Origin of the sequence: Streptomyces sp. NPDC002619 (genome assembly GCF_042889305.1) — a bacterium.
Lineage (GTDB): Bacteria > Actinomycetota > Actinomycetes > Streptomycetales > Streptomycetaceae > Streptomyces.
This window is the reverse complement of record NZ_JBIAQV010000001.1, coordinates 154,933-175,603: the sequence shown is the minus strand read 5'-3', so window position 1 is coordinate 175,603 and position 20,671 is coordinate 154,933. Positions and strand designations below refer to the sequence as shown.

Annotated in this window: 17 protein-coding genes, 1 pseudogene and 1 riboswitch; of the genes and pseudogenes, 10 read left to right on the top strand and 8 right to left on the bottom strand. The window is 70.5% G+C overall.

Annotated features, from left to right (window positions below):
* The first annotated feature begins 191 nt into the window (after nt 1-191).
* The 5 genes from ACFYXB_RS00895 (at nt 192) to ACFYXB_RS00875 (ending at nt 7,024) form a co-directional block, all read left to right on the top strand.
* A complete protein-coding gene (locus ACFYXB_RS00895; RefSeq protein WP_351348765.1) occupies nt 192-1,394 on the top strand; it encodes a sensor domain-containing protein in 1,203 nt (400 codons plus the stop codon).
* 135 nt (nt 1,395-1,529) lie between these two features.
* Complete coding sequence (locus ACFYXB_RS00890; protein WP_389576550.1) at nt 1,530-2,876, top strand: sensor histidine kinase; 1,347 nt, start codon at nt 1,530-1,532, stop codon at nt 2,874-2,876.
* Nucleotides 2,877-3,080: 204 nt separating this feature from the next.
* Complete coding sequence (locus tag ACFYXB_RS00885; protein ID WP_351348826.1) at nt 3,081-3,740, top strand: response regulator transcription factor; 660 nt, start codon at nt 3,081-3,083, stop codon at nt 3,738-3,740.
* A gap of 250 nt (nt 3,741-3,990) precedes the next feature.
* Nucleotides 3,991-5,919 (top strand): 2-oxoacid:acceptor oxidoreductase subunit alpha, encoded by a 1,929-nt coding sequence (locus tag ACFYXB_RS00880; RefSeq protein ID WP_389576548.1) that lies wholly within the window; start codon nt 3,991-3,993, stop codon nt 5,917-5,919.
* Complete coding sequence (locus ACFYXB_RS00875; RefSeq protein WP_389576546.1) at nt 5,912-7,024, top strand: 2-oxoacid:ferredoxin oxidoreductase subunit beta; 1,113 nt, start codon at nt 5,912-5,914, stop codon at nt 7,022-7,024. The genes ACFYXB_RS00880 and ACFYXB_RS00875 overlap by 8 nt, the downstream gene beginning before the upstream one ends.
* 66 nt (nt 7,025-7,090) lie before the next feature.
* Here the strand turns inward: ACFYXB_RS00875 and ACFYXB_RS00870 are convergent, their stop codons facing one another.
* Nucleotides 7,091-7,516 carry a helix-turn-helix domain-containing protein gene (locus ACFYXB_RS00870; RefSeq protein WP_351348753.1) on the bottom strand — a complete coding sequence of 142 codons (426 nt, stop codon included), beginning with the start codon at nt 7,514-7,516 and terminating at the stop codon, nt 7,091-7,093.
* 90 nt (nt 7,517-7,606) lie between these two features.
* On the opposite strand from ACFYXB_RS00870, the gene ACFYXB_RS00865 reads away from it, so the two are divergent.
* The 3 genes from ACFYXB_RS00865 (at nt 7,607) to ACFYXB_RS00855 (ending at nt 10,076) form a co-directional block, all read left to right on the top strand.
* The gene (locus ACFYXB_RS00865; protein WP_389576544.1) at nt 7,607-8,461 is read left to right on the top strand and encodes an SDR family oxidoreductase; all 855 of its coding nucleotides are present in this window, start codon (nt 7,607-7,609) and stop codon (nt 8,459-8,461) included.
* 111 nt (nt 8,462-8,572) lie between these two features.
* Nucleotides 8,573-9,559, top strand: a complete 987-nt coding sequence (rarD, locus tag ACFYXB_RS00860) for an EamA family transporter RarD (RefSeq protein ID WP_389576542.1) — start codon at nt 8,573-8,575, stop codon at nt 9,557-9,559.
* Nucleotides 9,560-9,596: 37 nt separating this feature from the next.
* Nucleotides 9,597-10,076, top strand: a complete 480-nt coding sequence (locus tag ACFYXB_RS00855; RefSeq protein WP_389576540.1) for a VOC family protein — start codon at nt 9,597-9,599, stop codon at nt 10,074-10,076.
* Between the two features lie 21 nt (nt 10,077-10,097).
* Here ACFYXB_RS00855 and ACFYXB_RS00850 read toward each other — a convergent pair whose 3' ends face one another.
* Nucleotides 10,098-11,144 (bottom strand): tetratricopeptide repeat protein, encoded by a 1,047-nt coding sequence (locus tag ACFYXB_RS00850; RefSeq protein WP_389576538.1) that lies wholly within the window; start codon nt 11,142-11,144, stop codon nt 10,098-10,100.
* Nucleotides 11,145-11,345: 201 nt separating this feature from the next.
* Here ACFYXB_RS00850 and ACFYXB_RS00845 point away from each other — a divergent pair, with 201 nt between their 5' ends.
* Nucleotides 11,346-11,942, top strand: coding sequence for a flavodoxin family protein (locus ACFYXB_RS00845; RefSeq protein WP_389576536.1), 597 nt, complete (start codon nt 11,346-11,348; stop codon nt 11,940-11,942).
* A 4-nt stretch (nt 11,943-11,946) separates the two neighbouring features.
* Here ACFYXB_RS00845 and ACFYXB_RS00840 read toward each other — a convergent pair.
* The 4 genes and pseudogenes from ACFYXB_RS00840 to ACFYXB_RS00825 all read right to left on the bottom strand — a co-directional run bounded on the left by ACFYXB_RS00840 (nt 11,947) and on the right by ACFYXB_RS00825 (nt 16,715).
* Nucleotides 11,947-12,847: pseudogene (locus ACFYXB_RS00840) on the bottom strand (ABC transporter permease).
* Nucleotides 12,834-13,832 carry an ABC transporter ATP-binding protein gene (locus ACFYXB_RS00835; protein WP_389576534.1) on the bottom strand — a complete coding sequence of 333 codons (999 nt, stop codon included), beginning with the start codon at nt 13,830-13,832 and terminating at the stop codon, nt 12,834-12,836. Before ACFYXB_RS00835 ends, ACFYXB_RS00840 begins: the two are co-directional and overlap by 14 nt.
* Before the next feature lie 32 nt (nt 13,833-13,864).
* A complete protein-coding gene (locus ACFYXB_RS00830; protein WP_389576532.1) occupies nt 13,865-15,106 on the bottom strand; it encodes an outer membrane lipoprotein carrier protein LolA in 1,242 nt (413 codons plus the stop codon).
* A 598-nt stretch (nt 15,107-15,704) separates the two neighbouring features.
* Nucleotides 15,705-16,715 carry a polyprenyl synthetase family protein gene (locus ACFYXB_RS00825; RefSeq protein ID WP_389576530.1) on the bottom strand — a complete coding sequence of 337 codons (1,011 nt, stop codon included), beginning with the start codon at nt 16,713-16,715 and terminating at the stop codon, nt 15,705-15,707.
* A 1,011-nt stretch (nt 16,716-17,726) separates the two neighbouring features.
* Nucleotides 17,727-17,913, top strand: a riboswitch (cyclic di-AMP (ydaO/yuaA leader).
* A 3-nt stretch (nt 17,914-17,916) separates the two neighbouring features.
* On the opposite strand from ACFYXB_RS00825, the gene ACFYXB_RS00820 reads away from it, so the two are divergent.
* The gene (locus tag ACFYXB_RS00820; protein ID WP_351348724.1) at nt 17,917-18,405 is read left to right on the top strand and encodes a transglycosylase SLT domain-containing protein; all 489 of its coding nucleotides are present in this window, start codon (nt 17,917-17,919) and stop codon (nt 18,403-18,405) included.
* Nucleotides 18,406-18,421: 16 nt separating this feature from the next.
* On the opposite strand, the gene ACFYXB_RS00815 is transcribed toward ACFYXB_RS00820, so the two are convergent.
* Both ACFYXB_RS00815 and ACFYXB_RS00810 read right to left on the bottom strand, forming a co-directional pair.
* Entirely contained in the window at nt 18,422-19,228 is an 807-nt protein-coding gene (locus ACFYXB_RS00815) for an HAD family hydrolase (protein ID WP_389576528.1), read from the bottom strand.
* Between the two features lie 197 nt (nt 19,229-19,425).
* Entirely contained in the window at nt 19,426-20,466 is a 1,041-nt protein-coding gene (locus tag ACFYXB_RS00810; RefSeq protein ID WP_389576526.1) for an FAD-dependent oxidoreductase, read from the bottom strand.
* Between the last annotated feature and the right edge of the window lie 205 nt (nt 20,467-20,671).

The window sequence follows — 20,671 nt, the reverse complement described above, 5'->3', positions numbered from 1 at the left end:
TGGGAGTCTAGGCCCTGATAAAGAGACGGTAAGCAGCCCGTCACACCCTGAGCAATGCCGGCTTCCCGCCATGGACACGCCACACCCGTTCGGCGCACCGCTCCGCGGGACGGGAAGGTGGGGTTTTCCCCCGTACACCGGGGCGGCGGACCTCATGGCGCCGGGGCGCCGCACACGGCACGCTAGCCCATATGACCGCACGCATCCCCTCCCCCGGCGCTGCCCGGACCGACGGCGACGACCGCCTGCCGCCGCCCCGTTTCGCCTACGACGCGCACACCTGGAAGGAGATCGCGCACCTCCTGGTGAACCTGCCGGTGGCGCTGCTCGGCTTCACGTACGTGGTCTCGGTGCTGTTCGTCAGCGGCATGCTGACCGCGACGGTGATCGGGTTCCCGCTCCTGGCCGGCTGCCTGATCGGGGCGCGGCAGCTCGGGAAGATGGAGCGGGCCCGCGCCCGCTCGCTGCTCGGGGTGCGGGTGGACGAGCCGAGCCCGCTGCCGCTCGCCAAGGGCGGCGGGGTGATGCAGCGGCTGTGGCTGGCGCTGAAGGACCCGGTGGGCTGGCGGACGCTGCTCTACGACTTCATCAGGTTGCCGTGGGGCATCCTCACGTTCGTCATCGTGCTGACGGGGCTGTTCGTGCTGTGGCCGGTGCTGCCGTTCATCGTGCGGGGCCTGGCGAACGTGGACCGGGTGATGGTGCGCGGGCTGCTGTCGCCCTCCGACGAGCTGGAGCGCCGCATCGCCGAACTGGAGTCCGACCGCGGAGTCGTCGTCGACACGGCGGCGGCCGACCTGCGGCGCATCGAGCGCGACCTGCACGACGGGGCGCAGGCCCGGCTGGTCAACCTGGCGATGGGGCTGGGGCTGGCCAAGGAGAAGCTTCTGGAGGACCCCGACGGGGCGGCGGCGATGGTCGAGGAGGCGCACGGCGAGGTGAAGCTCGCGCTGCAGGAGCTGCGCGATCTGGCCCGCGGCATCCATCCCGCCGTACTGACCGACCGGGGCCTGGACGCGGCCCTGTCCGCGGTCGCCTCCCGTTGCACGGTGCCGGTGAAGGTGACCGCCGACCTGGTGTCCCGACCGGCCGCCGCCATCGAGGGCATCGCCTACTTCACGGTGTCCGAGCTGCTGCAGAACATCAGCAAGCACAGCGGGGCGAGGAGCGCGTCGGTGGAGGTGTGGCGGGCCGAGGACCGGCTGCTGATCCAGGTCCGGGACGACGGGCGCGGCGGCGCACGGCTGGACGGCGGCACCGGCATGAGCGGGCTCGCCGAGCGGCTGGGCGCCGTCGACGGCCTGTTCGTGGTCGACTCCCCGGTCGGCGGCCCGACCGTCGTCACCGCCGAACTGCCCTGGCGGGACCGGGCGGAGACTCCCCGCAAGGGCTGACGAAGACTCGCCGCGAGGGGTGGGGAAAACCCCCGGGTCAAGACGCCGACGGCCTCCATGGTCCGCGGACCTGCGGCGCAGCAGGGTGGAGGCACGGCAACACAGCCGCCTGACGAGGAGAACGGGACGACGCCAATGGCCACGGAGTACGGACAGGGATACGGGCAGGAGTACGGACCCGGCTACGGACACGACGAGCGGCGCCACCGGGTGCCGGCGGCACTGCGGGCACCGTTCGAGGCGCGCAGCTGGCGCGAGTTCGCCTATGTCCTGCTGAGCCTGCCGATCAGCATCCTGCTGTTCACGTACGCGGTCACGATGGTGTCGCTCGGCGCGGGCCTGCTGGTGACCTTCCTCGGCATCCCGGTCCTGGCCGCCGGGCTGGCCGGCTGCCGGGGTCTGGGCTCGTTGGAGCGGGCGCGGGCGCGCGGGCTGCTCGGCCTGGAGGTGGCCGAGCCGGAGCCGCTGCGGATGCGCAAGCCGGGTGTGATGGCGTGGATGGGCGCGGTCCTCAAGAGCGGCACGTCGTGGCGGCATCTGTTGTACGCGGTGCTGCACTTCCCGTGGGCGGTGTTCTCGTTCGTCGTCGCGGTGAACTTCTGGGCGTACGGCTGGGCGCTGCTGACGTACCCGCTGTGGTTCTGGGTCTTCCCGATGTACGGCGGTCAGGACGGCCTTCAGCTGTACGGCGACGAGCACCACCGGATCTATCTCGACAACCCCTTCGAGATCACCGTCACGGCGTTGATCGGGCTGCTGTTCACGCTGGCCACGCCTTGGATCGTACGGGCGCTGACGCTGGTGGACCGGCTGTTGGTGCACGGGCTGCTCGGGCCTTCGCGGCTGGCGACGCGCGTGGTGGAGCTGGAGTCGGACCGCGGGGTCGTGGTCGACACGGCGGCGGCCGACCTGCGGCGCATCGAGCGCGACCTGCACGACGGGGCGCAGGCCCGGTTGGTGGCGCTGGCCATGGATCTGGGGCTGGCGAAGGAGAAGCTGACCGAGGACCCGCGGGCGGCGGCGCGGATGGTGGAGGAGGCGCACGGCGAGGTGAAGACCGCGCTCCAGGAGCTGCGCGACCTGGCCCGCGGCATCCATCCGGCCGTACTGACCGACCGCGGCCTGGACGCGGCCCTGTCCTCCGTCGCCTCCCGCTGCACCGTGCCCGTGCGGGTCGAGGTGGACCTGGCGGAGCGCCCCGCGGCGGCCATCGAGGGGATCGCCTACTTCACGGTCTCCGAGTTGCTGCAGAACATCAGCAAGCACAGCGGGGCGAAGAGTGCGTCGGTGGACGTGTGGCGCGTCGAGGACCGGCTGATGCTCCAGGTCGTGGACGACGGGGTGGGCGGAGCCGATGTGGCCGCCGGTTCGGGCCTCGAGGGACTGGCCGGCCGGCTCGACGCGGTGGACGGGATCCTCGTGGTGGACTCACCCGCGGGCGGGCCCACCCGGGTCACGGCGGAGTTGCCCTGGCGGCGGTGAAGCCGCCGACGACGGGTCGGGCTGACGTGGTGGCCCCCTATTGATCGACAACTCGCCCTCGGCGCCGCCGGACCCGATCTGACGTACGGCCATTCCCGCCGCCCGGGCGCGGTCCGCCGCGATTGCTGGAATGCTGGGCTTCCGTACGGACGGGCACCGTCGGAAGGTCGGGCTGTGGGGGGCCGGGAGATCGTGGAGGACAGGGTGCGGGTGGTCATCGCCGAGGATTCGGTGCTGCTCAGGGAGGGCCTGACCCGGTTGCTGACCGACCGAGGGCACGACGTGGTGGCGGGGGTGGGCGACGCCGAGGCGCTGATCAAGACCATCGGGGACCTGGACGCGCAGAGCGCACTGCCCGACGTGGTCGTCGCGGACGTACGGATGCCGCCGACGCACACCGACGAAGGGGTGCGGGCCGCCGTACGGCTGCGCAAGGCGCATCCGGATCTCGGTGTGCTCGTGCTGTCGCAGTACGTGGAGGAGCGCTACGCCACCGAACTGCTGGCCGGTTCCTCTCGCGGCGTCGGGTATCTGCTCAAGGACCGGGTCGCCGAGGTGCGGGAGTTCGTCGACGCGGTGGTGCGGGTGGCCCGGGGCGGTACGGCCCTGGACCCGGAGGTGGTCGCACAGCTGCTGGGGCGCAGCCGCAAGCAGGACGTGCTGGCCGGGCTCACCCCGCGCGAGCGGGAGGTGCTGGGGCTGATGGCCGAGGGACGGACGAACTCGGCGATCGCGAAGCAGCTGGTGGTGAGCGACGGCGCCGTGGAGAAGCACGTCAGCAACATCTTCCTGAAGCTCGGGCTGGCGCAGAGCGAGGGGGATCATCGGCGTGTTCTTGCCGTCCTCACCTATCTGAACTCGTGACGGCCCGACACTGTGTCAGCCACCGTGCCGACGCCGCACCCGACCGAGAACCGGGCAAGGCGCGGGGAGCGTCTTAGAAAGAGCCCCGAAAGCCAGAAATCATGACAAGTCAGGGCAACGGGCCGTCTCGGAATGCCGTCCATCATGCGAATGGCCGAGGGAAGGTGACCCTAACCGACGTAGGGTTGATCCTGGGAACGTCCGTGGGACGACCAGGCACGGGCAGCCGCCTCGAAGGAGGTCCAGTTCAGTGACCAGCCAGGTCAGCAGCGCAGCGGAGCAGGCCGACGGAACCGTCGTGGGAGAGCAGCGCAAACCGGGTGGCGTGAAGGACGTCCGCCGCCTGGACCGGGTGATCATCCGGTTCGCGGGGGACTCGGGTGACGGGATGCAGCTCACCGGTGACCGATTCACGTCAGAGACGGCGTCCTTCGGCAACGATCTGTCGACCCTGCCGAATTTCCCGGCGGAGATCCGCGCCCCCGCCGGAACGCTTCCGGGGGTGTCGTCGTTCCAGCTGCATTTCGCGGATCACGACATCCTCACGCCCGGGGACGCGCCGAATGTGCTGGTGGCGATGAACCCGGCGGCGTTGAAGGCGAACGTCGGGGATCTGCCGCGAGGTGCGGAGATCATCGTGAACACGGACGAGTTCACGAAGCGGGCGTTGCAGAAGGTGGGGTATGCCGCCAGTCCCCTCGATGACGGGTCGCTGGACGGGTACGGGCTGCATCCGGTGCCGTTGACGACGTTGACGGTGGAGGCGCTCAAGGAGTTCGACCTCAGTCGTAAGGAGGCCGAGCGCAGCAAGAACATGTTCGCGCTGGGTCTGCTGTCGTGGATGTACCACCGGCCGACGGAGGGCACGGAGAAGTTCCTGCGGACGAAGTTCGCGGGGAAGCCGGCGATCGCGGAGGCGAACCTGGCGGCGTTCCGGGCGGGCTGGAACTTCGGCGAGACGACGGAGGAATTCGCGGTCTCCTACGAGGTGGCGCCGGCGGCGAAGGCGTTCCCGATGGGGACGTACCGGAACATCTCGGGGAACCTGGCGCTGGCCTACGGGCTGGTGACGGCGTCGCGGCAGGCGGATCTGCCGCTGTTTTTGGGCTCGTATCCGATCACCCCGGCATCCGACATCCTGCACGAGCTGAGCAAGCACAAGAACTTCGGGGTGCGGACCTTCCAGGCCGAGGACGAGATCGCCGGGATCGGGGCGTCCCTCGGTGCGGCCTTCGGCGGTTCGCTGGCGGTGACGACGACGTCGGGGCCGGGTGTGGCGCTGAAGTCGGAGACGGTCGCGCTGGCGGTGTCGCTGGAGTTGCCGCTGCTGATCATCGACATCCAGCGCGGCGGCCCCTCCACCGGTCTGCCGACCAAGACCGAGCAGGCGGACCTGCTGCAGGCCATGTTCGGCCGCAATGGCGAGGCCCCGGTGCCGGTGATCGCGCCGCGCACCCCCGCCGACTGCTTCGACGCGGCGCTGGAGGCGGCGCGGATCGCGCTCGCCTACCGCACGCCCGTGATGCTGCTGTCGGACGGCTACCTGGCCAACGGCTCCGAGCCGTGGCGGATCCCGGATCTGGAGGAACTGCCGGACCTGCGGGTGCAGTTCGCGCAGGGCCCGAACCACACCCTCGACGACGGCACCGAGGTCTTCTGGCCGTACAAGCGCGACCCGCAGACCCTGGCCCGCCCCTGGGCCATCCCGGGCACCCCGGGCCTGGAGCACCGGATCGGCGGGATCGAGAAGGAGGACGGCACGGGGAACATCTCCTACGACCCGGCCAACCACGACTTCATGGTCCGCACCCGGCAGGCCAAGATCGACGGCATCGAGGTCCCGGACGTGGAGGTCGACGACCCGGACGAGGCGGGCACGCTGGTGCTGGGCTGGGGTTCCACCTACGGCCCCATCACCGCCGCCGTACGCCGTCTGCGCACCGCGGGAGAGTCCATCGCGCAGGCCCATCTGCGCCACCTCAACCCGTTCCCGAGGAATCTCGGCACCGTTCTGCAGCGTTATCAGAAGGTGGTGATTCCCGAAATGAACCTCGGTCAGCTCGCCACCCTGATCCGGGCGAAGTACCTGGTCGACGCCAACTCCTACAACCAGGTGAACGGAATGCCGTTCAAGGCGGAGCAGCTTGCCAAGGCGCTCAAGGAGGCCATCGATGGCTGACACGTCCACGGAAGGCACGGGCACGATCGAGGCGCTCTCCCTCGTCCCCAAGGCCGAGGCCAGGCAGTCCATGAGGGACTTCAAGTCCGATCAGGAGGTGCGCTGGTGCCCGGGATGTGGTGACTACGCGATCCTGGCGGCCGTGCAGGGCTTCATGCCGGAGCTGGGCTTGGCGAGGGAGAACATCGTCTTCGTCTCGGGCATCGGCTGCTCGTCCCGTTTCCCGTACTACATGAACACGTACGGCATGCACTCCATCCACGGGCGCGCGCCGGCGATCGCGACGGGCCTGGCGACCACCCGACGTGACCTGTCGGTGTGGGTCGTGACGGGTGACGGCGACGCGCTGTCGATCGGCGGCAACCACCTCATCCACGCGCTGCGCCGCAACGTGAACCTGAAGATCCTGCTGTTCAACAACCGGATCTACGGCCTGACGAAGGGGCAGTACTCGCCGACGTCGGAGGTCGGCAAGATCACCAAGTCGACGCCGATGGGCTCGCTGGACGCCCCGTTCAACCCGGTGTCCCTCGCCATCGGCGCGGAGGCGTCGTTCGTGGCCCGCACGATCGACTCCGACCGCAAACACCTCACCGAGGTACTGCGCGCGGCCGCCGCCCACCCGGGCACGGCGCTGATCGAGATCTACCAGAACTGCAACATCTTCAACGACGGCGCGTTCGACGCACTGAAGGAAAAGACCTCCGACGAGGCCCTCATCCGCCTCGAACACGGCCGCCCCATCCGCTTCGGCGGTGCGGGCACCTCCCGCTCGAGCGAAGCCGAGAGCGGGGGAGGCTCGCGGGGTGTGGTGCGCAACCCGCACACCGGTGATCTGCAGGTCGTCACGGTGACGCCGGAGAACGAGGCGCAGATCCTGGTCCATGACGCCCACGCGACGTCACCGACCACGGCCTTCGCCCTCTCCCGCCTGGCCGACCCCGACACCCTCCACCACACCCCCATCGGCGTCTTCCGCTCCGTGGACCGCCCGGTGTACGACACGCAGATGGCCGACCAGCTGGACACGGCGGTCGAACAGAACGGCAAGGGAGACCTTGCGACCCTGCTCGCGGGCGGGGACACGTGGACGGTGGTGGGCTGACCCACAGCACTGCACGGCAGAAGGGCCCGGACGCCGCTCGGCCTCCGGGCCCTTCTGCCGTGCCTGTCAGGCGTCCGCGCCCGCCTTCGCCGCGTCGTACCTCTCGCGTGCCTCCTGTACGGCGGCCATCCGCTGCTCGGTCCACAGCGCCAGGCCCCTCACCTGTTCCGCCGCCTCGCGGCCGAGGTCGGTGAGGGAGTAGTCGACGCGGGGCGGGATCACGGGCTTGGCGTCGCGGTGGACCAGGCCGTCGCGTTCCAGGGTCTGGAGGGTCTGGGTGAGCATCTTCTCGCTGACGCTCCGGCCGACGCGGGCTATCGCGCGGCGCAGCTCGCTGAAGCGGTACGGGCGGTCGAGCAGCTCGATCAGGACCAGGACGCCCCAGCGGCTGGTGACGTGTTCGAGGACGAGACGGTAGGGGCACATCGCCTCGCCGGTCTCACGGGCGGCCTTCAACGACTTCGGTCGCTCTTTCGATGCACTTACTCCCATGCCCGTCCTTACTTCAAAGTGGGTACTTTCCCAGAGTTAGCGCAGATCTTAGGGTTAGCGGCAGACGCACCCCACAAGGAGTTCCGCATCATGAGCATCGTCGTCACCGGATCCACCGGCCACCTCGGCCGTCACGTCGTGGAGCAGTTGCTGGAGAAGGTTCCGGCCGAGCAGATCACCGCCGTCGTGCGCGACGAGGCCAAGGCCGCCGACTTCGCGGCTCGCGGCGTGAAGATCGTCGTCGCGAACTACAACACGCCCGAGACCTTCGACGGCCTCTTCGCCGCCGGCGACAAGGTGCTGCTGATCTCCGGCAACGAGTTCGACAAGGGCCGGGTCCAGCAGCACGAGGTCGTCATCGACGCGGCCAAGGCGGCCGGCGTCGCCCTGCTCGCCTACACCAGCGCCCCCAGCAGCCTGACGGCCGCACTCGCCGACGACCACCGCGCCACCGAGAAGGCGCTGCTCGCCTCCGGCCTGCCGTACACGCTGCTGCGCAACGGTTGGTACCACGAGAACTACACCGAGAACCTGGCCCCGGTCCTGGAGCACAACGCGGTCGTCGCGGCCGCCGGTGAGGGACGGGTCTCCTCCGCCTCGCGCGCCGACTACGCGGCCGCCGCCGTCGCCGTACTGACCGGCGAGGGGCACGAGAACAGGACGTACGAGCTGGGCGGCGACGAGGCGTGGAGCTTCGCCGAGTACGCGGCCGAGCTGAGCAAGCAGACCGGCAAGGAGATCGCCTACAACGCCGTCAGCGGTGACGTCATGAAGGGCATCCTCACCGGCGCCGGGCTGCCCGAGCCGCTGGCCGAGATCTTCGTCGGCGTGGACGCGTCAATCGCCGAGGGCGAGCTGGTCGTCTCCACCGGCGACCTGTCCCGCCTGGCCGGCCGCCCGACGACCCCGCTGGCCGAGGCCGTCACCGCCGCACTGAAGGACTGACTCCGGCATCCCGCCCCGTCTGTCATGACCGTATGGCGATACGGACATGACAGACGGGGGTTCTCGGCGCTACCTTCGTCCGGGCGAACAGAACGCGAGACGGAGGTGCCCGTGGCCGGGGAGTCGAGGGGTGAGCGGCGGACAGGTCTGCTGAACGGCTTCGCGGCGTACGGGATGTGGGGGCTCGTACCGCTGTTCTGGCCCCTGCTGAAACCTGCCGGGGCGGTGGAGATCCTCGCCCACCGGATGGTGTGGTCGCTCGCCTTCGTCGTCGTCGCGCTCCTCGTCGTACGGCGCTGGGCCTGGGCCGGTGAGCTGCTGCGGCAGCCGCGCAGGCTGGCGCTGATCGCGCTCGCGGCCGCCCTGATCACCGTCAACTGGGGCGTCTACATCTGGGCCGTGAACTCCGAGCACGTGGTGGAGGCCTCGCTCGGGTATTTCATCAACCCCCTGGTCACCATTGCGATGGGCGTGCTGATCCTGAAGGAGCGGCTGCGGCCCGCACAGTGGGCGGCGGTCGGTGTCGGCTTCGCCTCCGTGATCGTGCTGGCCGTCGGGTACGGGCAGCCGCCGTGGATCTCCCTCGTCCTCGCCTTCTCCTTCGCCACGTACGGACTGGTGAAGAAGAAGGTCAACCTCGGCGGCATCGAGTCGCTGGCCGCCGAGACCGCGATCCAGTTCCTGCCCGCGCTCGGCTATCTGCTGTGGCTGACCACCCACGGCGACTCCACCTTCAGTACCGGCGGCGCCGGGCACTCCGCCCTGCTCGCCTCGACGGGCATCGTCACTGCGCTGCCGCTGGTCTGCTTCGGGGCGGCCGCGATACGCGTTCCGCTGTCGACGCTGGGACTGCTCCAGTATCTGGCGCCCGTCTTCCAGTTCCTGCTGGGCATCCTGTACTTCCACGAGGCCATGCCGCCCGCGCGGTGGGCCGGGTTCGCGCTGGTCTGGCTGGCCCTGTCGCTGCTCACGTGGGACGCCCTGCGCACGGCCCACCGGGGCGCCCGCGCACTCGCCGACCGCACACTCGCCGCCAAGGCCGGGATTCCGGTTCAGGACGCCGCCCTGGCACCGGGCAAAGAGGTCGGCGCGAGCTAGCTCCCAGCGGGCGGCGGCTCGGCTATAAGTGGTCGGCATGACGCAGACGCCCGCATCCGAACCACCCGTCCCGCTGCACTGGAAGCTCGTCATCGACGCCGCGGACCCACACGCGCAGGCCGACTTCTGGGCCGCCGCGCTGCACTACGAGGCCGAGGACAACAGCGCGCTCGTCGAGCGGTTGCTGGAACTCGGCGCGCTGCCCGGCGCGGCCACCGTCGAGTACCACGGCCGACCCGCCTTCCGGGACCTCATCGCGGTACGGCACCCCGACGACCCGTACGACAAGGACACCGGCACCGGTCTGGGCCGGCGACTGCTGTTCCAGCGCGTGCCCGAGGCGAAGACCGTCAAGAACCGGCTCCACCTCGACGTGCACGCCGACGAAGGACGCCGCGAGGCCGAGGTCGAGCGGCTGGAGAGCCTGGGGGCGCAGGTGCTGCGGCGGGTGAAGGAAGCGGGCGGTGAGTGGACGGTGATGACGGACCCGGAGGGGAACGAGTTCTGCGTGCAGTAGTGCGGTGGGCGCGCACCGGGGCTACCGGGGCTGCCTGCCCGCACGTGCCGTGAGGCGGTGCATACGGGCGCGGGCCGACTCCAGTTCTTCGACGTCGTCCGCCGCGGGGCCCTCCTCGGCGGTGAGTTCCGTCCACAGGGCTATCAGGACCTCGCCGAGGCGGAGGCCCTGCTCGGGGTCGCGGACGGCACGCCAGGCGGTTGCGGCGCTCTGGACGTTGCCGTACGCCGCCTCCCCGTCCCGGGCGCGGCGCCTGAGCCGGGCGAGTTCCAGGGAGACCTCGAAGGAGCGGAGCGGGTCTCCGGCCAAGTAGGCGATGTAGGCGGTCAGTTCGCGCAACCGCAGCACTTCCGGGTGTTCGGGCCCGAGCGCCGCCGAGGCCTCCCCGACGGTACGTTCCGCGAGCCCGGCCGCGTCTTCGATCCGCCCCGCCCGAACGGCCGCGTTGATCCGCCCCATCGGCTCCCCGAGCACCCCGTCCTCAGCCGCGCCCTCCGCCCCGTCCCCGAGCACGGCTTCGGCCACGGCGTCGAAGCCGCGGGCCGGGGTGGGCTTGGGGTCGGGTTCGCGGGCGGTGAGGAGGTCGGGCGTGGGGTGGGGGCGAGGCGTGGGGGTGGGGGTGGCTGTCTGCGTGTGCGTGGGGGTCGGTACGGCCGTCGGCTCCGGTTTGGGGGGCATCACCGGTGGCGGTCCGAACACCCCGGTGGGTGCCTGGACCGTCCCCGGGGTCGGGAGCGTCGGCACGTCGTCCCGCGCCGGCTCCCCCACAGCCGCCATCCCCACCGGGTCGCTCGCGAACTGGCTGGAGCCGTCGGGGTTCACCTGGAGCGGGACGACGTAGCCGATGCGGTCGTCGTGGATCGTGGCCAGGACGGGGTGGCCGTTCGTGAGGGCGAGGTGGTGGAGGTGGTCGAGGACGGCCTGCTGGATCTCCTCACCCGGCGCCGCCACCAGCCGTACCCCGTCGGCCGTCGCCCCTGCCGCGCCGGTCACCCGGACGTCGACCGGCGTCACCGAGTGCCCGGCGCCCCACTGTTCCCGCTTCCCCTCGCGGCTGAGTCGAGACATCGGTCCCCTCACTCCCCCGGCGTCACGATCCGGTCGTACACGTGCGTATGTCGAGTCTCTCCCGCTCGCCACGGCTCCCGCGTCACCACGACGTCACAGACTCGCACCAGGAACTCGTTCGTCACCGGACGGACAGGGTTATGTGTGTGTACATATAATGCACACACACTGATGCTGGTACGCCGATCACCTGGGGGACCCATGACCCGCCGCTTCCTGTTCGTGCTCGGCAGCGCCCGGCACGACGGCAACACCGAGCTGCTCGCCCGCAAGGCCGCCGAGCAGTTGCCCGCCGATGTCGAGCAGCAGTGGATCAGCCTCGCCGAGCACCCCTTGCCCGACTTCGAAGATCTGCGGCACGACAACGACCACGTCCGGCCGCCGGCGGACAGCGCCACCGGTCTCCTCCTCGACGCCACGCTCGCCGCGACGGACCTCGTGATCGCCTCGCCCCTGTACTGGTACTCCGTGTCCAGCCACACCAAGCGCTACCTGGACCACTGGTCCGGCTGGCTGCGCACGCCCGGCGTCGACTTCAAGGCGACCCTGACCGGACGCGCGCTCTGGGGTGTCACCGCGCTCGCACACGAGGAGGGGGAGGTCGCCGACCCGCTGATCGGCACGCTCAACCACACGGCCGCGTACATGGGGATGCGGTTCGGTGGAGTGCTGCTGGGCAACGGCAGCGCGCCCGGCCAGGTCGTGCGGGACGAGGCGGCGCTGGCACGCGCGAAGACGTTCTTCGCCCAGCAGGCACCGCTCGCCCGCTTCCCCTACGAGGCGGCAGCCGCCGTGTAGGCCGCTACGCGGTGATGTCCTTCGTCGTGAACCGTGCCCACGCCGCCGTACCGAACACCACGGCGTACAGGGCCTGGAGGCCGAGGTTCTTGACCAGGTCGTCCCAGTACACGGGGTCGCGCATCAGGTCGGCGAAGGACAGCCAGTAGTGCGAGAAGAAGTACGGCTGGAGCGCGTGCAGCTGGGGGATCTGGTCGAGGATCTGCACGGTGATCAGCAGGCCGACCGTCGTCGCCATCGCCGCGATGCCACTGTTGGTGAGGGTCGAGACGAACAGGCCGAGGGCCGCGATGCCAGTCAGTGACGCGGCTACGACCAGGGCGATCAGCAGCGCCCGGCCGAGCCCCTCGGCGAAGGTGATCTGGGTGCCGGAGATGGTCGTCAGGTCACCGAGCGGGAAGAGCAGCGCGCCGACGATCAGTGCGGAGACGGCGACCACGAGGGTGCCCACCAGGCAGAAAGCCATCGTGGTCGCGTACTTGGTGAGCAGCAGGCGGGTGCGGCCGGCGGGGGCGACCAGGAGGTAGCGCAGGGTTCCCGCGTTGGCCTCGCCCGCGATCGCGTCGCCCGCCACGACACCGATCGCCATCGGCAGGAAGAAGGGGGAGCGTCGCGGCGAGCGCCGTGAACACCAGGAAGAGGCCGTTGTTGGTGATCTGCGCGATGAACGCCGGGCCACCCTCGCCGCCGCCCCGGCCGGCCGGTGAACCACCCCCCGTCTCGATCCTGACCGCGATCCCGACCAGAATCGGTACGGCGGCCAGCACGCCGAGCAGCGCGAGCGTGCGCCAGCGCCGGAAGGTGGTGACCAGCTCGCTGCGCAGGAGCCCGAAGGTCCACAGCGGGCTCGGAGCGCGTACGGCCGTCGACCCGCCCTCGGCCACCCCGACTTCAGCCTGCGACATCGAAGCCCTCTCCGGTCAGTGCCACGAACGCGTCCTCCAATGAGGCCCGTTCGACCCCGAAGCCGCGGACGCGGACGCCGGCCGACACCAACGCGGCGTTGAAGTCGGCGAGTTCGCCCTCCGGCGGTTCTCCGGTCACCCGGTCCTCGGTGACGACGACGTCGGCGACCCCGTGTTCCTTAAGCACCCGGGCCGCGTTCACCGGATCGGGCGTGGTCACGACCAGCCGGCCGCGCGCCCCGGCCGCCAGGTCCGCCACCGCGCCCTGGGTGATCAGCCGCCCCTGTGCCATCACGGCGGCGTGCGTGCACACCTGCTCGATCTCGTCGAGGAGGTGCGAGGAGAGGAAGACGGTCGTCCCGTCGGAGGCCAACTCCCGCACCAGGGAGCGGATTTCCCGCATGCCCTGCGGATCGAGGCCGTTGGTCGGCTCGTCGAGCACGAGGAGTCTGCGCGGCTGGAGCAGCGCGGCCGCGAGACCGAGGCGCTGCTTCATACCCAGGGAGTAGGCCCGGGCCTTCTTGCCCGCGGCGGCCGTCAGACCCACCCGGTCCAGCGCGGCGGCGACGCGGGTGCGCCGGGTGCGCGGGTCGGCGGTCGGGTCGGCCGCGTCGTACCTGATCAGGTTGTCCCGGCCGGAGAGAAAGCCGTACAGAGCGGGGCCCTCGATGAGCGCGCCGACCTGCGGCAGTACGGCGCGTGCGGAGCGCGGCATGGGGCGACCGAGCACCTGTGCCGTGCCGGAGGTGGGCTCTATGAGGCCCATCAGCATGCGGATGGTGGTGGTCTTGCCGGAGCCGTTCGGACCGAGGAAGCCGAAGACGCTGCCCGCCGGGACGGTCAGGTCGAGACCGTCGACGGCGAGCTGTCCGCCGCGGTAGCGCTTGGAGAGGCCGCGGGTGTCGATCACGCTCGCCTCGCTCGCGCGGGCGTCACCCTCTCGCGTGTCTCCCGTCTCCTGCTCCGTGACGGACGGTTCGTCCACGGCTCCCTCGATTCGTCGTGCCGGCAGGGTACCTACTTGCCCGTGTTCGCCGCCTGGACCAGGGCGTCCTTGGTCACGGCACCGACGTACACCTTGCCGTCGTCCGTGATCAGGGCGTTGATCAGACAGGTGGAGAAGACCGTGCCCTTGCCGAACTTGCCGCTCACCTGGTCACCGAGCGAGCCGAGGAATCCACCCATGTCGCCGCCGGCCGCGCCGGACGGCACGCCGCCCTTGGTGCCGGTGTCGAAGGTGGCGATGGCGTTCCAGCCCTCACCGATGACGCCAGAGCCCTCCGGGCCCCCGGAGCCGTTCCCGAAGCCCTTCTCGAAGCCCTTGGCGAAGTCGTCCCCGGGCTTGGCGGACGGTGCCGGGGCGGTCTTGTCGGCGTGGTCGGCCCGGTCGTCCTCAGTGACCTTGGCGCCCTTGGGCGGGGTGAAGTCGAACGTCGATGCGGCCGGCTTGGCAAAGCTGACCTGGGTGAAGCCCGCGTCGAGCACGGCGGCACCGCCGCTCGACGGGGTCAGCGTGAACTTCAACGGCATACCGGTCTTCGCGTCGACGGCGATACTGATCGCGCCGACCGTGGTGCCGGACTGCTTGGGCTTGATCAGCAGCTTGTAGGCGTCGCGGCCGGCCACCTGCACGGTGCCGTCGACGGTCACGGACGTCGTGTCGTCGACCGACTTCAGAGCCTCGTCGGCGAAGTCGCCGGGCGTGCCCGGAGTCTCGTGCTTCGGCTGCTTGCCGGCCTCGTCCGTGGTCTCGTGGTAGACCTGGTTCGACTTGCTGTCGTAGCCCCACACGTCCTTGCCGTTGTGGATGAGGCTGTACTCGGCGGCGCTCTCGATCAGCGAGAGCTTCTGCCGGTCCGGGCCGTCGGCGGCGACGCGCAGGGTGTGCGTGCCGGTGGCGAGTTCGGTGAGCTTGGTGGTCGGGTCGGCGGACGATCCGTCGCCCGATGGGGTCGCGCCGGAGACCAGGCTGTTCTCCAGACCGCCCAGGTCGGGCAGGCCCAGGTCCGTGCTGACCTTCACCGTGCCGGACAACTGCTGGACGTCCGACTTGGCGATCTTCTCGATGAGCTGCTGCGCGGTGATCTTCGGGAGATTGGGGTCACCGGAGTCGGCGAGCGCCGGGACCAGCCCGATGGTCGCCGCCGCTACCCCCACCACCGCGACCGGGACGACGTACCGAGCGGCCTTGCGGCGCCCGGAGCGCAGGTCCTCGACCTCCTCGGCGCCCGTGGTGTCGTCGGATTCGTACGGTGCCATGTGTGCCTTACCTCCGTCGTCGGCGGCGGCTGCCCTCGCACTTTCCCACCCTGAGCCGCCATTCTCACCCGAATCGGTGAGGAGTGGTGATTTCCGTGGTATCCATCTCACCAAATCCCCCACGGAAAGACGTCAGTCCTCGGGCTCAACTCCGCGTACACCTCCGGTATGACACGGGGTGGGCAGGGCCGGCCTTGACCCGTAGGGGTCGGGGCGGCGGGGGGACCGCGATGAGCGGACCGGGGTGCAGGGGGCGGAGCCCCGCTGGGGTGCAGGGGGCGGAGTCTCGCTGGGGTGCAGGGGCGAAGCCCCGCCAGGGGTGCAAGGGACGGAGTCCCCGCCGGGGTCCGGGGCGGAGCCCCGTGGCGGCCACCTCTCGGCCCACCGAGCCGGGCGGGCGGGCAAGGTCCGGGGCCCGGGGCGGAGCCCCGTGGCGGGCACCTCTCGGCCCACCGAGCCGGGCGAGCGGGCAAGGTCCGGGGCCCGGGGCGGAGCCCCGTGGCGGGCACCTCTCGGCCCACCGAGCCGGGCGAGCGGGCGAGCGGGCGAGCGGGCGAGCGGGCGAGCGGGCGAGCGGGCGAGCGGGCGAGCGGGCAAACTACCCAGCCCGGTGCACCACCGCATCGCACAGCTCCAGCAGCGCGTCCTTCGCATCGCAGGACCGCAACGGAGCCAGCGCCGCCCGCGCGTCCTCCGCGTACCGCACGGTGTCCCGCCGAGCCTGCTCCAGCGCCGGATGCGCCCGCAGCGCGGCCAGTGCGGCAGCGTGCCGCGCGTCGTCCGTGAGGTCGGAGTCGAGCAGCTCGCACAGCGCGATGTCCTCGGCCAGCCCCAGCCGCGCCGCCCGCTCCCGCAGCCGTAGCACAGGAAGGGTCGGCACGCCCTCCCGCAGATCCGTACCGGGCGTCTTCCCGGACTCCCGCGTGTCGGACGCGATGTCGATCACGTCGTCCGCCAGCTGGAAGGCGACCCCGAGCCGCTCGCCGTACTGCGTGAGCACGTCCACGACCGTCTCGTCGGCCCCCGACATCATCGCCCCGAAGCGGCACGACACCGCGATCAGCGACCCCGTCTTGCCACCCAGCACGTCCAGGTAGTGCTCGACCGGATCCCGGCCGTCCGAGGGCCCCGCCGTCTCCAGGATCTGCCCGGTCACGAGCCGTTCGAACGCGAGGGCCTGGACCCGGACGGCCTCCGGCCCGAGGTCGGCGAGGATCTGTGAGGCCCGGGCGAACAGGAAGTCACCGGTGAGGACCGCGACCGAGTTCCCCCAGCGGGTGTTCGCGCTGTCGACCCCGCGGCGCACCGCCGCCTCGTCCATCACGTCGTCGTGGTACAGCGTCGCGAGGTGGGTCAGCTCGACCACGACGGCCGAGGGTACGATCCCCGGCGCGTACGGGTCGCCGAACTGCGCCGCGAGCATCACGAGCAGCGGCCGGAACCGCTTCCCGCCCGCCCGCACCAGGTGCTGCGCGGCCTCCGTGATGAACGGGACCTCGCTCTTGGTGGCTTCGAGCAAGCCTTCTTCGACAGCCGTCAATCCGGCCTGGACATCGGCTTCCAGAGCCTGGTCCCGCACGCTCAGCCCGAACGGCCCGACGACGGTCACGAGGGGTCTCCTGTCTGCTGGTGTCTGCTGGCGATTACACGGTTTGTCGATAGGTCGGTGCCATCACTCGAGTCAGCGTATCCGGTTGGGTTTGGATCACCGATAGCGCCCACCCGGCCAGCCCGGGCGGTATCGCATCACGGCCGATATGTCGTTGATCAGCTGATACGGCTGATACAACCGATATTTCTCGACTCCATGGGACCTGACACCTTTTAGTCCGCATAGCCTCACCCGCACAGCGGCGACGGCGACGGGGCACCACCTCCGCGTATCCGCAGGTCCTCCTTGTACGACCCGGCCCCGCCCGCCGTCCCACAAGGACCTCCGCATCCCCCTCCCGGACGGCACCCGACTGCACGCGCGCGTGGCATCCCGCGCCGACAACACCTGGCACGCACGGACAACGGGTCCGCCGGACGGCATCGCGCCCGCCGAGCGGCCCGGCGCGCAGGACCGCGCAGCCCCGGCGCGACGGCAACGTCGGATATTCGGCACCTCCCACGGACAACGACTGCGGCGACTGCGGCGACAGCCGCCACCACGACAACGACCGGCAGTACGCGGGAGGTTCCACCCACGCCGCCTCAGCTCGCATGCCTACCCACCCCCACCGAACGTGAGCAGCATCACGCACGATCTCCGAGGCCGCCCCCGCCGGAAAACATTGACCGCTCGGACGTGAGAAAAGCGAATTCCGCAACCCTAAGTGCGATGTGTCCGTTTTGCCGCTATAAGCATCCCAATTCCCCTTAGTGGGAAATGCGTTAAGGCCGGAGCAAAGGTGAGTTAGGTCACTTCCGACCTCCAGGCGGAATACCTGGCGCAACCCCCTCCCGCCCTTGCCCAGAGCGCGAGTTGACCCTTGGCAGCCGCAAAGGATCAAGTGCCTCATACGCACCAGACCAAGGTCAATTGGTACGAGCTGCGAATCCGGCACTTGTTCCGGACATGTGCTCTCGCATAGCTTCCCGATCTATCGGGCGAACGCCGAATCCTGCCGGCGCCCGACATGACCCATCGACAAACTCATTCACGTACGGCAGGAGCGGGGGACCCAGGTAAGTCGCCGGACCGGAACGACACCCGTCGTACCGAAACGGCTCGGGGTTAAGTCGTGTCGCCTTGCGGCGGCCCGGCCGGGCACCTCCCAGCCCGAACCCGACAGCTCACCTCGCAGGCGCCGGAGAGGAAGTTCGCAATGCCCGCTGCCGCTCAGCACCGCCGTACCCGCACCACGCGCCTCATGCGCACCCTCGCCGTCGCAGGCACCGGCGCCGCCGTGCTCGCCCTCCCGCTCATCGGCGCGGCCAGCGCCTCCGCGGCCACCCCCACGGCCACGACGCCGTCCACCACCCTGGCCGGATACCCGAACAACCTCGACGGCTGGATCCGCGAGTCGCTCGCCATCATGGCGGAGAAGCACATCCCCGGCTCGTACAACGGCATATACCGCAACATCATCCGCGAGTCCGCCGGCAACCCGAAGGCCATCAACCTCTGGGACTCCAACGCGGCCAAGGGCATCCCGTCCAAGGGCCTGCTCCAGGTGATCGACCCGACGTTCAACACGTACCACGTGGCCGGCACGTCGTTCGACATCTACGACCCGGTCGCCAACATCACCGCCGCCTGCAACTACGCCGCCGCGCGGTACGGCTCGATCGACAACGTCTTCGGCGCCTACTGAGCCACGGTCTCACCGCTCACGCGAACAGTCTCTCGAGGACGACGGCGATGCCGTCGTCCTCGTTCGACAAGGTGACCTCGTCGGCCAACGCCTTGAGTTCGGGGTGGGCGTTGGCCATCGCCACTCCGTGGGCGGCCCAGTCGAACATGGGGATGTCGTTGGGCATGTCCCCGAAGGCGATGGCCTGGTGCGGACCCAGCCCGAGATACTCGGCGGCCAGCGCCAGGCCCGTCGCCTTGGTGATGCCGCAGGGCTGGAGTTCGACGGTCCCGGGCCCCGACATGGTGACCGTCGCGAGGGAGCCCACGACCGAGCGCGCCGTGCACGCCAACTCGTCGTCGGACAGGGTGTGGTGGCGCAGTAGAACCTTGCTGATGGGTGCGCACCAGAGGTCGTCGCGCCGGTCCACCCGCACGGCGGGCAGGGTCGGGTGGGGCATCAGATAGCCGGGCTCGATGAGCGTGAGCCCGTCCACCCCGTCCTGGTCGACCGCCGCGTACACCTGTCCCACCTCGGCCTCGATCTTGCCGAGCGCGGTCTCGGCCAACTCCCGGTCCAGGGTGACCGACCACAACAGGCGGTCCCTGCCGGCGTCGTAGACCTGCGCGCCCTGTCCGCACACCGCGAGGCCCGAACAGCCGAGGACGTCGAGCAGCGGCCGTACCCTCGGTGCCGGCCGGCCCGTCACCACGAGGTGCCGGGCACCGGCCCCAGTCACCCGCGCGAGCGCAGCGAGGGACCGGTCGGAGAGGGTGTCGTCACCACGCAGGAGCGTTCCGTCCAGGTCGGTGGCGACGAGAGAATATCCGGGGGGTACGGCCATGATCAGAGAATACGGACAACGCGCCCGTCACACTCACCCCGATGTCCTCGGCTGTTCAACTCCCGGTGCCACACGGTAGGTTGCCCCTCCGCACTTTCTGCACGGTGCGGCTCGGCAACGTGGCCGAGGACCCGTGCGGTGGACTACTGCACGCGGGTTCCTCGAGTGGAAGCGGGGCGCCGAGGCCGACGTGTGGCTCAGCCGTGGGCCGCCGCAAGGTGCTTCGTCAGGCGCGGGGAGGCGAATTCCGTGCCGCAGACGAAGCGCATCACCGGGCCGTAGGACGCGGCCGCCGGGAGGCCGGTGACGTACAGGCCCGGTACCGAGGAGACGTAGCCGGCACCGAGCTTCGGGGCGCCGCGGCTCACCGCCAGCTCCGTCCGCAGCTCGTGGCCGAGGAAGTCCATCGCGGCTATGTCCACGCGGTAGCCGGTGGCCGAGATGACGTGGTCGGCGGCGAGCCGACGGGTCTCGCCGGTGTGGGTGTGCACGGTGAGGACCGGGCTGCCGTCGGGGGCTTCCGCGTCCACCACCCGGTCGACCTCCTCGACCCGCACCTTGCCCTCGAAGCGGTCGCGCAGCCACCAGGCGCCGAGCGGGCCGAGGACCCGGCGGACCAGGTAGTGGCGGGTCCGGGCCGGGAGGTAGCGGTAGGGGTGGGGGTAGTAGCTGAGCGCCCGCAGGGACCAGGCGCGGCCGAAGGGGGACTCGGGGCGCAGCTTGGGCTGTTCCCAGGGCGGGGCACCGAAGGCAACCTTGCCACGGCCGCGCGAGACCACCCGCACCTGTGCGCCCGCCTCCGCCGCCAGCGCCGCCGTCTCCAGCGCGGACTGCCCGGCGCCGACGACGATCAGTTCCTTGCCGGAGAACCGGCCGAGGTCGTGGTGCTGGGAGCTGTGCGACACGGGGCCGGTGGGCGTGGGCCCGTCCGCCGCCGCGCCCGCCAGCTCCGCCGGAAGGTGGGCCAGCCCCGACAGACCCGTGGCGACGACGACCGCGCGGGCGGTGAACAACTCCCCTGAGTCCAGCTTGAGTTCGAAACCGCCCCCCTTCCGCCGGGCCAACAGGCCCTGACGGGTGGTGATCCTCGTGGTGCCGTTGACCGCGGGCCGTTTGCGCCTCACGAACGCCTCGCGGTTCTTGGCGACCACCGGGAAGCGGGCCTTGTCGGCGAACTCCACGATGTCGTCGTACGACCGCGGGAAGGCCGCCTCCGGACTGGGGATGCCGTGTTCCACGCACAGTTCGTGCAACCCCTGCTTGCTGGCCAGGCGGCGCGGGAGGCCGGGCTCGACATGCGGGACGAGGAACCGGTCGCCGAGCGCTTCCGGTGCTCGGCGATCAGGACCGCCGCCTCCTCGTCCGTCGGAATCAGGACAGCGGGGCGGCCGATGCGGCGGCCGATCCGCACGAGTCCCTCCACCAGATGCCCCGGTTCCTCCG

What these genes read in the sequence shown, in the direction of transcription:
- ACFYXB_RS00895 (WP_351348765.1), top strand. Translation starts at nt 192, where the DNA reads ATGACCGCACGCATCCCCTCCCCCGGCGCTGCCCGGACCGACGGCGAC.
- ACFYXB_RS00890 (WP_389576550.1), top strand. Translation starts at nt 1,530, where the DNA reads ATGGCCACGGAGTACGGACAGGGATACGGGCAGGAGTACGGACCCGGC.
- ACFYXB_RS00875 (WP_389576546.1), top strand. Translation starts at nt 5,912, where the DNA reads ATGGCTGACACGTCCACGGAAGGCACGGGCACGATCGAGGCGCTCTCC.
- ACFYXB_RS00870 (WP_351348753.1), bottom strand. Translation starts at nt 7,516, where the DNA reads ATGGGAGTAAGTGCATCGAAAGAGCGACCGAAGTCGTTGAAGGCCGCC.
- ACFYXB_RS00865 (WP_389576544.1), top strand. Translation starts at nt 7,607, where the DNA reads ATGAGCATCGTCGTCACCGGATCCACCGGCCACCTCGGCCGTCACGTC.
- ACFYXB_RS00855 (WP_389576540.1), top strand. Translation starts at nt 9,597, where the DNA reads ATGACGCAGACGCCCGCATCCGAACCACCCGTCCCGCTGCACTGGAAG.
- ACFYXB_RS00850 (WP_389576538.1), bottom strand. Translation starts at nt 11,144, where the DNA reads ATGTCTCGACTCAGCCGCGAGGGGAAGCGGGAACAGTGGGGCGCCGGG.
- ACFYXB_RS00845 (WP_389576536.1), top strand. Translation starts at nt 11,346, where the DNA reads ATGACCCGCCGCTTCCTGTTCGTGCTCGGCAGCGCCCGGCACGACGGC.
- ACFYXB_RS00830 (WP_389576532.1), bottom strand. Translation starts at nt 15,106, where the DNA reads ATGGCACCGTACGAATCCGACGACACCACGGGCGCCGAGGAGGTCGAG.
- ACFYXB_RS00820 (WP_351348724.1), top strand. Translation starts at nt 17,917, where the DNA reads ATGCCCGCTGCCGCTCAGCACCGCCGTACCCGCACCACGCGCCTCATG.
- ACFYXB_RS00815 (WP_389576528.1), bottom strand. Translation starts at nt 19,228, where the DNA reads ATGGCCGTACCCCCCGGATATTCTCTCGTCGCCACCGACCTGGACGGA.